The organism is Limnohabitans radicicola (assembly GCF_014837235.1).
GTDB lineage: Bacteria > Pseudomonadota > Gammaproteobacteria > Burkholderiales > Burkholderiaceae_C > Limnohabitans_A > Limnohabitans_A radicicola.
Genome location: NZ_JACYFT010000001.1, coordinates 138,133 through 150,889, shown reverse-complemented (window position 1 = coordinate 150,889; position 12,757 = coordinate 138,133). Strand labels below are relative to the sequence as shown.

The following is a 12,757-nucleotide window of genomic DNA, read 5'->3' as shown; positions in this document are numbered from 1 at the left end:
TTATCCGGTCTCACCCAGGGCTTTTTCAGCTGTGTGGTTGAAAAAATCACTCGATGTCAAAAGCGTGGGTGCCAAAGCGGCCCGCCCGCTGGTCCGCGAAGTAGCGCTGCAGGGTTTCGCGCACGGTGCGAAAGGCCAGTTCTTCCCAAGGAATCTCGTCTTCGCGGAACAGCCGGGCTTCTTGCGTTTCGTGGCCAGGATCGAACTGGTCGCTGGTCAGGCGGGCGCGGTAATACAGATGCACCTGCCCCACGCGGGGCACGCTCATGACGGTGAACAGGTCTTCGATCTCGAATTGGGCTCCGGCTTCTTCCACGGTTTCGCGGGCGGCGCCCTGGGCAGTGGTTTCGCCCAGCTCCATGAAGCCTGCGGGCAGCGTCCATTTGCCCAGACGGGGCTCGATGTTGCGCTTGCACAGCAGGATGCGGTCCTCCCACCAGGGCACGGTGCCAACCACATTCAGGGGGTTGATGTAGTGCACGGTGCTGCAGACGGTGCAGATGTCGCGCTCGCGCGTGTCGCCGTCATCGGGCAGGCGCTTGGCGACCGGGTGGCCGCATTGGCGGCAGTGCCGGATGGTGCGATCAAAGCTCATGGGGTCGTCTGCGCTGCAAGTTCATGGATGCGGTCAAGTCTACCAAGTCCTGCCTCAAAACAACGGGGGCCGAAGCCCCCGTTGCATGATCAAGTCAGGTACTGGATCAGGTACAGGCTGATGCCCGGGAAGAACAGCAGCAGCAAGGTGCGCAGGGTGTCGCTGATCAGGAAAGGCATGATGCCTTTGTAGCTTTCGCTCAGGGGCACGTCCTTGGCCATGCCGTTGACCACATAGACGTTCAAGCCCACGGGTGGCGCCAGCATGCCAAAGCCCACGGTCATCAGCACCATGATGCCGAACCAGATGGCGGTGTGCTCAGGCGTCATGCCAAAGTTGAGCTTCATGATGATGGGGAAGAAGATCGGGATGGTCAGCAGCAGCATGGACAGCTCGTCCATCACCGCGCCCAGCACCACGTACAGCAGCAGGATGCCACTCACCACCATCAGTGGGGCCAGGTTCATGGCCACCACCATCTCGGCCAGCTGGCCGGGCACCTGGGTGCGGGCCAGCGAGGCGTTCATCACATCGGCACCCATGAAGATCATGAAGATCATGGCCGAGCTCAGCGCCGTGGCGTGGAAGCATTCCAGGAACTTGGCCCAGGTCAGCTCGCGTTTGAGCAGGGCCGCCACAAAGGTCGAGGTGGCCCCCACCGCCGCCCCTTCGGTCGGTGTGAAGAAGCCGGCATAGATGCCGCCGAACACGATGATGAAGATGGTCGCGATCGGCAGGATGCCCTTGAGCGATTCGAAAGTGAGCTTCTCGACGTCTTCGCTGTCCGGGGCCTGGCCAGGCACCACGCGCACATAAATGGCGATGGCGATCATGTAGCCCACCATGGCGATGATGCCGGGCATCATGGCGGCGGCAAACAGTTTGGCGATGTTCTGCTCGGTCAGGATGGCGTAGATCACCAGCGGGACCGACGGCGGGATCAGGATGCCCAGCGTGCCACCCGCAGCCAAAGTGCCCGTGGACAAGCGACCCGAATAGCCGTGGCGCTTCATTTCAGGCAAGGCTACGCCCGTGATGGTGGCCGCCGTGGCCACCGAAGAACCGCAAATGGCACCAAAGGCTGCGCAAGCCAGCACCGCGCCCATGGCCAGACCGCCCTTGAAGCGGCCCATGACCGCAGCGGCAAACTGGAACAGGGCCTTGCTGATGCCACCCTGCGTGGCAAAGTGTCCCATCAGGATGAACAGCGGGATCACCGACAAGTCATAGTTGGCCAGCCGGGCAAACGCGAGGTTGTTGACAAAGTTCAGGAAGGGTGCCAAGCCGGACTGCAGCACAAAGCCCGCAGCGCCTGCAATGAACATGGCACCCGCAATGGGCACGCGCACGACCATCAGGAACAGCATCACGCCGAAGATCAGCAAAGCCAGTTGGATCGGGGTCATGCGCTGGCCTCCTCAGGGTTGAACTTGGAGAGTGTTTGCATGGCCGCAATCACGGTGGTCAGCCCAAAAGGAATGCTCATGCTGGTGAACACGATCCAGTCGGGAAAGCCCAGCAGCATGGAGGCACCCATGGTTTCCTTGGCGTTGACGGCCGCCAGTGCGCAGCGCCAGGACAGCAGGAAGAAGATCACCGTCATCAAGAGGTCGCCAAAGCGGTCGAGCTTGTGGTTGAAGGCGGCGCTGCGGTTGGCCGTGAAGAAATCCACAATGATGTTGTCGCGCTTGAATTGGCACAGCGGCATGAAAAAAGCGATGGCGGCGCCGGAGCCGATGCCGGTCAGCTCGAAGTCGCCGATGAGCGCGGTGTCAAACACGTTGCGGCCAATCAGGCTGTAACAGGTCATCAGCATCAGTGCGGTCATGAGCAGACCTCCCAGAATGCTGCAGAGCCGGGCAAGCCGCGCCAGGGTGGTGGAAAACATCATGGTGTTCGGTCGGGGAGAGTGATGAATCGGTGCGCAAGCGCAGCAGGATCAAAAAACCGGAACAAAGGCACAGGCCTTTGTTCCGGTTGTGATCTTCAGCAACTTACTTGGTGTACTGCTTGATCAGGTCGGTCGCGGTTTGCAGCATGCCTTTGCCGTCAAAGCCTTTGCCGGTCATTTCGGCCACCCAGGCGTCGTCCAGCGAGTCGGTGGCTTTTTTCCACTTTTCCAGCTCGGCCTTGGGGATCACGCTGATCTTCTGGTTGGCAGAAGCTTCAAACACCTTCTTGCTGGGCACGTCCTGACCAGCTTGCGTCTTGCCCATGAAGGCCGACAGTTCGCGGCCCGAGTTTTTGTCGATCACGGCCTTCAGGTCGGCGGGCAATGCGTCGTATTTGGCCTTGTTCATGGGCAACACGAACACGGTGGTGTACAGCGCGTTGTAGCTGCGGTCGGTCTCGGCCGTGAAGTTGGTCAGCTCGTTGACCTTCAGGCCAGGCGCGACTTCGTAGGGGATCACAGCACCGTCGATCACACCTTTGGACAGGGCTTCAGGCACCTGTGGCACGGGCATGGCCACGGGTGTGGCGCCCATCATGGCCACCATTTTGTTGACCTGGCGTGTGGGTGCGCGGACTTTCATGCCTTTCAAGTCGGCCATGGTGGTCACGGCTTTGGACTTGCTGTAGATGTTGCCTGGGCCGTGCACATGGATGGCCAGCATCTTGACGTCCTTGAAGTCGTCCTGCGCATACTTCTGCGCGAAGTCCCAGGCGGCACGGCTGGTGGCCTCGGCGTTGGTCATCATGAAGGGCAGCTCGAACACCTCGAGTTTGGCCAGCTTGGGGGTGTAGGCTTGCAGCGTCCAGGCCACATCGACCACACCGTCGCGCACCTGCTCAAACAGCTGTGGCGGGGTGCCGCCCAATTGCATGGCCGGGAAGATGTCGCACTTGAGGCGGTCTTTCGAGTCGCGTGCGATGTTCTTGCACCAGTCACCCAGCATGGTGGTGTGCTGAATGGACTGTGGGCCCAGGAAGTGGTGAACCTTGAGGGTCACGGTTTGGGCCTGTACGCCCCAGGCGGTGCAGATCAGACCAGCGGCCAGGGCCGTTTTTTTCAGAATGGCAGTCATGTAGTCTCCAGGTGGCAAAAATCAAAATTCATCTTAAACCAACCGATCGGTCGGTTAATCGGTACTTACCCAAGGGCGCTCATGCGATTTGGACGCTCAGGGTGCCCAGGCCGGCGACAGTGCCCACCAGGGTGTCGCCTTGCACCACAGCGGCCACGCCTTCGGGCGTGCCGGTGTAAATCAGATCGCCGGGTTGCAGTTCCCAGGCGGCAGACAGGTGTTCGATGGTTTCGGCCACGTTCCAGATCAGTTTGGCCACGTTGCTGCGCTGGCGGTCAGCGCCATTGACCTGCAGGCTGATCTCGGCATTGTTCACGTCACCGGCTTGCGCCAGGGGCGTGATGGGGCCGATCGGGGCCGAGTGGTCAAAGCCTTTGCCGATACACCAGGGGCGGCCTTGTTTCTTCATGTCGTTTTGCAGGTCGCGGCGGGTCATGTCCAGACCCACGGCATAGCCGTAAATGTGCTTGACGGCGTCGGCAGCCCGGATGTTCTTGCCGCCCACGCCAATGGCCACCACCAGTTCGATTTCATGGTGCAGGTTGGACGTCAGGCTGGGGTAGGGCATGGTGCCGGTTTGGCCATTGGGCACCACCACCAGGGTGTCGGCAGGCTTGAGGAAGAAGAAAGGTGGCTCGCGCCCAGTGAACCCCATTTCCTTGGCGTGGTCTTCGTAGTTGCGGCCCACGCAGTAAATGCGGTGCACAGGGAACGCTCGGGATTCGCCGTTGACGGGCACGGTCACGGGCGCAGGTGGGCTGAAGAGATAATCCATGGATGAGCTTTCGCAGTTGAGGGTCCCAAAGCCGTCACAAGGGTGTGACTGACACTGCAACAATCGACGCCGTTGTCAGGGGATGAGTCTACTGATCTGCGGCCCGTTTCTGCACTTTAATTCATCAAGGAAAACCCTTGGTTTTGTTCCCGACATGACACGCAGTTTTGATTTTGCCCAGGCCCCGGGCCATCTGATCCGGCGTGCGCAGCAAATCGCGGTGGCCGAGTTTGCCCGTGTGCTGGTCGACTTCGACATCACCCCGGTGCAGTTCGCCTTGCTCAATGCCGTGATCGACGCACCCGGCGGGGACCAGGTCACGCTGGCCAAAGCCGTGGCGTTCGATCCGGCAACATCGGGGTCGGTGATCGCCAGGCTGGAGGCCAAGGGCTGGCTGCGCCGTCAGGCCGATGCGCAAGATCGGCGGCGCAAGTTGCTGTTTGTCACGCCCGCTGGGACTCAGGCGGTGGTGCAGATGTCTGCTGCGGTGTCGCAAGTCCAGAAAAACATCCTGGCCCCCTTGTCGGCGAGTGAGCAGGTGCAGTTCCTCGATTTGCTGGCCCGCCTGGTCGCGGGCCATGAGCAGCAGGACAGTCCCAGAGATCTGTTGTACCGAGGCTCAGGTCCGTTCAGGCGGATTTGAAGGCCAGCTCGAAGTGTTCAACCACGGGGGGCGCAGCAAAGAAGGGCCCCACAATGGCGCGCCACTCGGTGAACAGGGGCGATTCACGGAAACCCACGGTGTGGTCTTCCAGCGTGTCCCAGAAAATTTGCAGCACATAGCGCTCCGGGCTCTCGATGCCCCGGTTGACCTTGGCGCCCTGGTAGCCCTTGGCGCGGCTGGCCACGGTGGACAGGCCCCGGGCAATGGCTTCTTCAAAGGCGGCTTGCTGGCCGGGCTGTATGCGGATGTCGGCGAGTTCGAGGATCATGGTGCGAGGTTCAGGTTGAATGAGACCCGCTACCTTACCCGAAAGTCGCGTCTGGTGGCTCAGCAGTCTGACGCCGCTGGCGGTACACGCACGGCCCGCCACAGCAATGCGCAAAACAGCAGGGCCACCACCGCGAGCGCGGCGAAGCTGGTGAGCCAGAAACTGCCTACCGTTGGCTGCGCGGCCCAAGGGCCCAGTCCCCGATATGCCAGCAGGTAACCCCCGAACAGGCCCACACCCCAGAGCATCACGGTGTAGATGAGCAGCGGTGCCAGGGTGATGCGGTAGCAGCGCAACAGAAACACACAAACGGTTTGCACTGCATCGGTCAGGTGGTAGGCCGCCACCCAGCCCAGCCAGACTGCCGCGGCCAGGGCCACGCTCGGGTCGGCGGTGAACAGCTGTGCCAAGGGTTCGCGTGCCAACCACAGAGCGCAGGCAGACACGAGCGCCATGCCAGCAGCCAGGGTCAGTCCGGTGCGGGCGGCCTCGCGGGCGCGCTGTGGCTGGTTGGCGCCGAGCCAATAGCCTGTGCGCGCACTGCTGGCGATGCCCAAAGCCAGTGGGATCATGTACAGCACCCCGGCCATGTTGGCGGCAATCTGGTGGCTGGCCAGTGCGCTGGCCCCGAGCCGCGCAATGAACAAGGCCATGAGGGTGAAGGAGGTGATCTCCACCATGATGGACAAGCCCGCAGGCAGCCCCAGCCGCAAAAAGCGCCGCAATGTGGGGCCATGAGGGGCTTCCAGCGGCAACCACAGCCGGTAAGGCCGGTAAATCGATTGGGTGTGCAGCAGCCAGATGCCGGTCAGCAGCATGAGGCTGTTGACCACCAACGTGGCCCAGGCGCAACCGACCACCCCCAATGCGGGCATGCCCGCCAGGCCAAAGGTCAGGCTGGCCGACAGGGGCACTTTGACAAACAGGCCACCCGCCTGCAGCCAGGTGACCAGTCGCGGGTAGCCCAGGCTCTGGTTGAGCGTGCTGAACATCCGAAACAGCAAGGACGGGATCAGGGCCAGTGCGAGCACCTGCAGGTAGGCGTGCACCTCAGGCCAGAGCGCTGGCGGCACATCGGTCCACAACAGCCAGGGGTCTGGAAAGCACAGCACCATAATGCCGAGCAGCCCTGCGCCTGCCGCCAGGTACAAGCCTTGCCTGACCGATTGGCCAATCTGCGGGTATTGGCCTGCACCGCGCAGCTCGGCCCAAATGGGCAGCAGCGACTGGATCAGGCCGTTCAGCCCGACATAGACGCTGATGTAGATGGAGGAGGCCAGCGACAGCGTGGCCAGTGCTTGTGGACTCACGCGCCCTGCGATCACGGTGTCTGCCACGCCATAGGCGATGACCGCCAGCTGCCCGATCAGCACAGTGCCGGCGTGCCGGGCAATCGTTCGCAGCTCGGACACCGCTCAGTCCTGCGCGGGCTTGAACAGCACCAGGGTTTCATTGTTGTCGGTGGGGCGCAGCACGCGGGCAGATTCTGTCCAACCCAGTTGCTGGAGTTGGCCCGCAAGGCGAGGCAGCTGCCCGCTGTCGGCGATCAGCCAGGTGCATGCCGGCGTGGGTTGGCTGGCCGCTTGCAGCTGGACCCGGCCATGGTAGAGAAAAGCCGCGCCTTGCGCTTTGCTCAGTCCGGCGTATTGCAGACACGTGGCTGGGCCAGTGAGGGCCTGGATTTTTTGGACCAGAGGCGCATAGCTGCGGCCGTGGTTGAGCAAAGGCAGCCACAAGGTCATGAGCAGCAACCAGCACAAGGTGGTGCCTGCGGCGGGCAGGACCAGCGACTTCCAGATGGCGGGGCGGTGACGCCCGGTGCGCCAGCGCAGCACCGCGCACCAGGCCAGGGTGGCCAACACGGCCACGGTCAGCAGGCCGGGTGAAAACGTGTGGATGAACTCGGGCGCTGCGCGTGCCACATTGCGTGCGGGTTGTGCAGGGATGCCTGTTTCCATCGAGATCCATACCCCCCAAATGATCAGGGCGCAGATGCTGAAGAACAGCAGTGTGAACCAGTCGATGAACGCCCCCACACTGCGACGCAAGGTGGGCAGGGCAAATGCGGCCAAAGCGGCAATGGCGGGCAAGGCAGGCAGCAGTGCACGGTCGGTCAGGCCGGTGAACCAGGTGGTGCCCACCGTGACGGCGGCAAACCAGACCGGCAGACCGATGTGCACAAAGCGCCAGCCCCGAGCCAGCTGGTAGCGCCAACGCCACAGTGCCCAGATGGCCAACGGGCCTGCAGGCCAGGTGAACCACAGGAGCAGTCGGCCAAACACATGCACATCGGGCATGGCATGGGGCACGATGCGCCAGCGCCAGAGGTCCAGCGCCCCCGCCAGAGTGATCGACAACAGGCACAGCAAAGCCAGCACGCCCAGCTCCAGCATGTTCAAGCGGCGTTCTGAGCGGTTGGGATCAGCCACAGCCCTGATCAGGCTGCCGCCAACGCCCAACATGAGTGCCAGCACGGGTGCGCCCGACAGGGTCAGCCCGAGCATGCCGCAGGCCACCGCCAGCAGGCTCAAGGCCTTTCTGCGGGGCAAGGTGGCCAGACCGCAAAAAAGCATGGCGGTGAAGCACAACTGGCTCAGTGCCGGGGTGATTTCGTGCGAAAGCTGGGCCAGGCCCAGGCAGCCCATCAGGGCCAGCAGGCCGCCATCGGCGAGGGTGCGGGCGTAGTCTGCGGGGCGCGCTTCGCCACCAAAAGCAAAGGCCACGGGCTGGGCCGCGTCGCTGCGTGCCAGCGCATACACCGCAAACCAGGTGGATGCCAGGGTCAAGCCCAGCATCGCCATGAAAGGCAAGCGCGCCGCCACGGCTTCCATGCCCCAAGGGGCCAGCCGTATGAACAGTGCCCCCAGCCAGGTGGGCAGCAAGGCGAGGTTGGCGTCCACTTGGCCCAGCAAAGTCGGGTGCAGCCAACTGACCGCCGTGCCTGGTGTGGGCTGCGCCAGTTGCAGCATGAAGCCGAAGGCTTCGATGTCGTAGGCCTTCCAGGGCGCGCGACCCAGAAAGCCTGGCAGCACATAAGCCAGGCTGAGCAGGATCAGCGCGGTGCGTGGCAAGCGTCGCACGGCATTTTGGGCAACAAGGGCGGGGCTGGTCGGCGTCACGTTGGCAAAGATAACAGGTCTGACCTCATGCGGGATGAAGCCCAAAACAAAAGGGCAGGCCGGTCAACCGGGCTGCCCTTGTCGCTTGCGGCGGCGGGATTACTTGGAAGTGATCTTGCCGAAACGGTTGCGGAATTTTTCGACGCGACCGCCCATGTTGTCCACCGACTTCTGGGTGCCGGTGTAGAAGGGGTGCGATTCGCTGGTGGTGTCGAGCTTGAACCATGGCAGTTCGCGGCCGTCTTCCATCTTGATCATTTCTTTGGTGTTGGCGCAGGAGCGGGTCACGAACTTGAAGCCGTTGGACATGTCCTGGAAGCAAACTTCACGGTAGTTCGGGTGAATGCCGTCTTTCATGGGTTTTTCCTTTTTGAAACCACGGTAGCCACGCCCCAGCCAATCTGTGCGCACTTTCCGCAAAACCTTGGATTATAGGGGATCAGCCGCCACGTCTCATCATGTCGAAGAATTCGACGTTGGACTTGGTCGCTTTCATGCTCTTCAAGACCATCTCCATGGCCTCGATTTCGTCCATGTTGTACATGAACTGGCGAAGGATGCGGGTCTTTTGCAGCACTTCGGGCTGCAGCAGCAATTCTTCGCGGCGGGTGCCGCTGCGGTTGAGGTTGATGGCCGGGAACACGCGTTTTTCGTACAGGCGGCGCTCCAGGTGGATTTCGCAGTTGCCGGTGCCCTTGAATTCTTCAAAGATCACTTCGTCCATGCGGCTGCCGGTGTCGACCAAGGCGGTGGCGATGATGGTCAGGCTGCCGCCTTCTTCCACATTGCGCGCCGCGCCAAAGAAGCGCTTGGGGCGTTGCAGGGCATTGGCGTCCACACCGCCCGACAGCACTTTGCCCGATGAGGGCACCACGTTGTTGTAGGCGCGGGCCAGGCGGGTGATCGAGTCCAGCAGGATCACCACGTCTTTTTTCAGCTCAACCAGGCGCTTGGCGCGCTCGATCACCATTTCGGCCACATGCACGTGGCGAGAGGCGGGTTCGTCGAAGGTGGACGAAATGACTTCACCGCGCACGCTGCGCTGCATCTCGGTCACTTCTTCAGGGCGTTCGTCGACCAGCAGCACCATCAGGTGCACATCGGGGTAGTTGGCAGTGATGGCATGCGCGATCTGCTGCATCATCACGGTCTTGCCCGACTTGGGCTGCGCCACGATCAGGGCGCGCTGGCCGCGGCCCAGCGGCGCAATGATGTCGATCACACGGGCGGTGATGTTTTCGTCGCCCTTGATGTCACGCTCCAGGCGCATCTGCTCCTTGGGGAACAGGGGCGTCAGGTTCTCGAACATGACCTTGTGCTTGTTGTTCTCGGGAAGGTCGCCGTTGACCTGGTCCAGCTTGGTCAGGGCAAAGTAGCGTTCACCGTCTTTGGGGATGCGCACTTCACCTTCGATCATGTCGCCCGTGTGCAGGTTGAAGCGTCGCACCTGGCTGGGGCTGATGTAGATGTCGTCGGTGCTGGCCGTGTAGCTGGAGTCGGGGCTGCGCAAAAAGCCAAACCCGTCGGGCAGAATTTCCAGCACGCCGTCGGCAAACACCTGCTCGCCCGCTTTGGCGCGCTTTTTGATGATGGCAAACATCAGCTCCTGTTTGCGCATGCGACCGGTGTTTTCGATTTCGAGCGTGTCGGCTTGCTTCAGGAGTTCAGACACATGCAGTGCCTTCAGTTCATTCAAATGCATGGGAAATGGCCTGTATCAAGACGGCTTGTTGGTGCCGTATGCAGAAAAACCGGGGGGGAGGGGTCCAGATCCGGCTGGGCCTAGGGTCACGAGGTCCAATGCCGGTGGCTCTGAGCAGGAGCACCCTGTCAGGTGCTTGCTGAGCGGAAATTATGACAGGTTTTCAGAGGGTGCCGCCAGAAACGAAAACCGGGACGTTGTGTCCCGGTTTTTGTGAAAGACCCGAGGGGGGCTCAGGCCAATTGCTGGTCGATGAAGGCGGTGAGCTGTGCTTTGCTCATGGCGCCCACTTTGGTGGCTGCGAGCTTGCCGTCCTTGAACAGCATCAATGTGGGGATGCCACGGATGCCGAACTTGGCCGGGATGTCACGGTTCTCGTCGACGTTCATCTTGGCCACTTGCAGTTTGCCCTGGTAGGCGCCTGCGACTTCGTCCAAGATGGGGGCGATCATTTTGCAGGGACCGCACCATTCGGCCCAGAAATCGACCACCACTGGCTGGCCAGCATTGACGACATCGGTTTCGAAAGAGGCGTCAGAAACGTGTTTGATCAAATCGCTGGCCATGGCCTGTTCCTTTTCAAGAGTGAATATGCAGCTAAAGTTGCGGCTATTTTGACAGAATCCCAATGCCCCGTCTGTCGCGGAGGCTCTACCGCTGATCCCCATGTCCTTGCCTGCTGCTCCTGCTGTTGCTTCATTTGACTCCTTGGACGCCGACGTCGTGATCGTGGGGGGTGGCCCGGCCGGCTTGATGGCCGCTGATTGGCTGGCCCATGCCGGGCGCTCGGTGCATTTGTTTGACGCCATGCCTTCGGTGGGGCGCAAATTTTTGCTGGCGGGCAAAGGGGGCTTGAACCTCACCCATTCTGAACGCCGGCCCCAGTTTGACCAGCGCTACGCCCAAGGCCAGGCTTGGGTCGGTTCATGGCTGGATGGGCTGGACGGCGAGCAGGTGCGGGCCTGGGCCCAGGAGTTGGGCATTGACACCTTTGTGGGCACATCGGGGCGCGTCTTCCCGACCGAGATGAAGGCCGCGCCTTTGCTGCGCGCCTGGTTGCACCGTTTGCGCCACACGCAGGTGGGGGGGGGCGTGCAGTTTCATATGCGCCACCGCTGGTTGGGCTGGGACGATGGCTGCATGGTGTTTGGCCGCAGCGAAGGGCGCGCGCCCCTCAAGGTCAAGGCGCGGGCCACCTTGCTGGCGCTGGGCGGCGGCAGTTGGCCCCGGCTGGGTTCGGACGGCAGCTGGACGGCGCTGCTGGCCCAGCAAGGTGTGGATGTGGCTGCTTTGCAGCCCGCCAACTGCGGATTTGACGTTCTGGGGCGGGATGGGGCAGGTTGGAGCGAACACTTTCGAACCCGTTTTGCGGGAGAGCCGCTCAAGTCCGTGGCCGTGGCCTTGGATGGCGCCAGTGCCGAGGACGACGCCCCTTGGTACCGCAAAGGCGAGTTTGTGGTGACGCAAACCGGGGTCGAGGGCAGTCTGATTTATGCCGCTTCGGCCCCTCTGCGCGATGCGCTGATTCGCTCGGGTGCTGCGCATTTCACCCTGGACCTTTTGCCCGACAAGTCTTTGGAGCAGGTGCTGGCCGAGGTGAAAAGGCCCCGTGGCAGCCGAAGCTGGTCGAGCCATCTGAAAGGTCGGCTGGGTTTGCAAGGGGTCAAGACCGGCTTGATCCACGAGCTGTGCCCGGCAGACATCTGGGCCTCGCCGCAGGCGCTGGCGCAAGCGATCAAGGGTCTGCCGGTGCCCCTCAAGGCGCCGCGTCCGATGGCCGAAGCCATCAGCACTGCCGGGGGCGTGACTGAGCAGGCATTGACGCCACAACTCATGCTCCGGCAGCTGCCTGGGGTTTTTTGCGCAGGCGAGATGCTCGATTGGGAAGCGCCCACGGGGGGCTATCTGTTGACCGCCTGCCTGGCCAGCGGAAAACGGGCCGCTGAAGGCATTTTCGACTGGAAGTAACAAATTTATACAAATGCCTGTCTACCGGACGGGCTTGGGGTGCGTTAGAGGGTGGTCTACAACACATCACACATGAGGATGACATGACCCCAGTTGCTTCCACCGAATACCAAGTTGCCGTCGAAGAGGCTGCCAACGCTTTCATGAAGGTGATGGCCCTGCGTGGCTTCAATGTTCGGGATTACCCTCAGAATTTTGTGGCCCAAATGTCCCAGCAGACCCGCTTCCACTTCGAAGCCAGCCGGGCCGGTGCCCATCCCGAGGCCGATGCCCTGGTGTCCCAGTTCATCCAATCGGGTCAGTCGGTGCCCAAGCGCGCTGCACAGCCCAAGGCCAAAACCATCCCGTTCCCGATGCTGCGTCGCCGCATGGCCTGATCCGCATGTCCATGCTTGTGCCCCGAATGGCGTCGGGGTGTACTTCACAACCCGGCTTGGTCCGGGTTTTTGTCTTTTGGGGTGGGGTTGGCGCTGAACGGTGGAGAGATGTCTCCGGCGCAAAAAAGAAGGTGACGAGCCTTGACCCCGGCACTGGCTCCACAGTTAGGGCTGCTTGGTTCCCCACCTGACCCGGTTGGCCGCTTCACCATGCGGGAAGGCCCGTCGGGGTTGATTGTAGGCGAGCACCGCGCTTTTTCTGT

At 62.0% G+C, this 12,757-nt stretch carries 14 protein-coding genes and 1 other RNA gene; 3 read left to right on the top strand and 12 right to left on the bottom strand.

Annotation, left to right across the window (positions count from 1 at the left end; all coding sequences use genetic code 11):
- Positions 1-46: 46 nt before the first annotated feature.
- The 5 genes from IC609_RS00770 to IC609_RS00750 form a co-directional block, all read right to left on the bottom strand.
- The gene (locus tag IC609_RS00770; protein ID WP_191817560.1) at positions 47-595 is read right to left on the bottom strand and encodes an NUDIX hydrolase; all 549 of its coding nucleotides are present in this window, start codon (positions 593-595) and stop codon (positions 47-49) included.
- Positions 596-684: 89 nt separating this feature from the next.
- The gene (locus IC609_RS00765) at positions 685-2,001 is read right to left on the bottom strand and encodes a TRAP transporter large permease (RefSeq protein ID WP_191817559.1); all 1,317 of its coding nucleotides are present in this window, start codon (positions 1,999-2,001) and stop codon (positions 685-687) included.
- Positions 1,998-2,486, bottom strand: a complete 489-nt coding sequence (locus tag IC609_RS00760; RefSeq protein ID WP_191817558.1) for a TRAP transporter small permease — start codon at positions 2,484-2,486, stop codon at positions 1,998-2,000. The genes IC609_RS00765 and IC609_RS00760 overlap by 4 nt, the downstream gene beginning before the upstream one ends.
- 103 nt (positions 2,487-2,589) lie before the next feature.
- Entirely contained in the window at positions 2,590-3,621 is a 1,032-nt protein-coding gene (locus IC609_RS00755; RefSeq protein ID WP_191817557.1) for a TRAP transporter substrate-binding protein, read from the bottom strand.
- Positions 3,622-3,700: 79 nt separating this feature from the next.
- Positions 3,701-4,396: a fumarylacetoacetate hydrolase family protein gene (locus IC609_RS00750; RefSeq protein ID WP_191817556.1), complete on the bottom strand. Its 696-nt coding sequence runs from the start codon at positions 4,394-4,396 to the stop codon at positions 3,701-3,703.
- A 154-nt stretch (positions 4,397-4,550) separates the two neighbouring features.
- On the opposite strand from IC609_RS00750, the gene IC609_RS00745 reads away from it, so the two are divergent.
- Entirely contained in the window at positions 4,551-5,039 is a 489-nt protein-coding gene (locus tag IC609_RS00745) for a MarR family winged helix-turn-helix transcriptional regulator (RefSeq protein ID WP_191817555.1), read from the top strand.
- On the opposite strand, the gene IC609_RS00740 is transcribed toward IC609_RS00745, so the two are convergent.
- The 6 genes from IC609_RS00740 to trxA form a co-directional block, all read right to left on the bottom strand.
- Complete coding sequence (locus IC609_RS00740; RefSeq protein WP_191817554.1) at positions 5,026-5,328, bottom strand: antibiotic biosynthesis monooxygenase family protein; 303 nt, start codon at positions 5,326-5,328, stop codon at positions 5,026-5,028. The two genes, IC609_RS00745 and IC609_RS00740, sit on opposite strands and share 14 nt — an antisense overlap.
- Positions 5,329-5,387: 59 nt before the next feature.
- Positions 5,388-6,740, bottom strand: a complete 1,353-nt coding sequence (locus tag IC609_RS00735; protein WP_191817553.1) for an MATE family efflux transporter — start codon at positions 6,738-6,740, stop codon at positions 5,388-5,390.
- A gap of 3 nt (positions 6,741-6,743) precedes the next feature.
- Positions 6,744-8,447 (bottom strand): hypothetical protein, encoded by a 1,704-nt coding sequence (locus IC609_RS00730; RefSeq protein ID WP_191817552.1) that lies wholly within the window; start codon positions 8,445-8,447, stop codon positions 6,744-6,746.
- A gap of 99 nt (positions 8,448-8,546) precedes the next feature.
- Entirely contained in the window at positions 8,547-8,804 is a 258-nt protein-coding gene (locus IC609_RS00725) for a type B 50S ribosomal protein L31 (RefSeq protein WP_191817551.1), read from the bottom strand.
- Positions 8,805-8,886: 82 nt separating this feature from the next.
- Entirely contained in the window at positions 8,887-10,149 is a 1,263-nt protein-coding gene (gene rho / locus IC609_RS00720) for a transcription termination factor Rho (protein WP_191817550.1), read from the bottom strand.
- 233 nt (positions 10,150-10,382) lie between these two features.
- Positions 10,383-10,715 carry a thioredoxin TrxA gene (gene trxA / locus IC609_RS00715; protein ID WP_191817549.1) on the bottom strand — a complete coding sequence of 111 codons (333 nt, stop codon included), beginning with the start codon at positions 10,713-10,715 and terminating at the stop codon, positions 10,383-10,385.
- A 100-nt stretch (positions 10,716-10,815) separates the two neighbouring features.
- On the opposite strand from trxA, the gene IC609_RS00710 reads away from it, so the two are divergent.
- Together IC609_RS00710 and IC609_RS00705 are read left to right on the top strand one after the other, a co-directional pair.
- Positions 10,816-12,117, top strand: a complete 1,302-nt coding sequence (locus tag IC609_RS00710; RefSeq protein ID WP_191817548.1) for a TIGR03862 family flavoprotein — start codon at positions 10,816-10,818, stop codon at positions 12,115-12,117.
- Between the two features lie 83 nt (positions 12,118-12,200).
- Positions 12,201-12,494: a hypothetical protein gene (locus tag IC609_RS00705; RefSeq protein WP_191817547.1), complete on the top strand. Its 294-nt coding sequence runs from the start codon at positions 12,201-12,203 to the stop codon at positions 12,492-12,494.
- 130 nt (positions 12,495-12,624) lie between these two features.
- Here the strand turns inward: IC609_RS00705 and ffs are convergent.
- An RNA gene (gene ffs, locus IC609_RS00700) (signal recognition particle sRNA small type) lies at positions 12,625-12,721 on the bottom strand.
- Positions 12,722-12,757 lie beyond the last annotated feature (36 nt).

Excerpts from the sequence above, each read along its gene's own strand:
- IC609_RS00770 (WP_191817560.1), bottom strand. The coding sequence starts at position 595 with ATGAGCTTTGATCGCACCATCCGGCACTGCCGCCAATGCGGCCACCCG.
- IC609_RS00765 (WP_191817559.1), bottom strand. The coding sequence starts at position 2,001 with ATGACCCCGATCCAACTGGCTTTGCTGATCTTCGGCGTGATGCTGTTC.
- IC609_RS00760 (WP_191817558.1), bottom strand. The coding sequence starts at position 2,486 with ATGATGTTTTCCACCACCCTGGCGCGGCTTGCCCGGCTCTGCAGCATT.
- IC609_RS00755 (WP_191817557.1), bottom strand. The coding sequence starts at position 3,621 with ATGACTGCCATTCTGAAAAAAACGGCCCTGGCCGCTGGTCTGATCTGC.
- IC609_RS00750 (WP_191817556.1), bottom strand. The coding sequence starts at position 4,396 with ATGGATTATCTCTTCAGCCCACCTGCGCCCGTGACCGTGCCCGTCAAC.
- IC609_RS00745 (WP_191817555.1), top strand. The coding sequence starts at position 4,551 with ATGACACGCAGTTTTGATTTTGCCCAGGCCCCGGGCCATCTGATCCGG.
- IC609_RS00740 (WP_191817554.1), bottom strand. The coding sequence starts at position 5,328 with ATGATCCTCGAACTCGCCGACATCCGCATACAGCCCGGCCAGCAAGCC.
- IC609_RS00725 (WP_191817551.1), bottom strand. The coding sequence starts at position 8,804 with ATGAAAGACGGCATTCACCCGAACTACCGTGAAGTTTGCTTCCAGGAC.
- rho (WP_191817550.1), bottom strand. The coding sequence starts at position 10,149 with ATGCATTTGAATGAACTGAAGGCACTGCATGTGTCTGAACTCCTGAAG.
- trxA (WP_191817549.1), bottom strand. The coding sequence starts at position 10,715 with ATGGCCAGCGATTTGATCAAACACGTTTCTGACGCCTCTTTCGAAACC.
- IC609_RS00710 (WP_191817548.1), top strand. The coding sequence starts at position 10,816 with ATGTCCTTGCCTGCTGCTCCTGCTGTTGCTTCATTTGACTCCTTGGAC.
- IC609_RS00705 (WP_191817547.1), top strand. The coding sequence starts at position 12,201 with ATGACCCCAGTTGCTTCCACCGAATACCAAGTTGCCGTCGAAGAGGCT.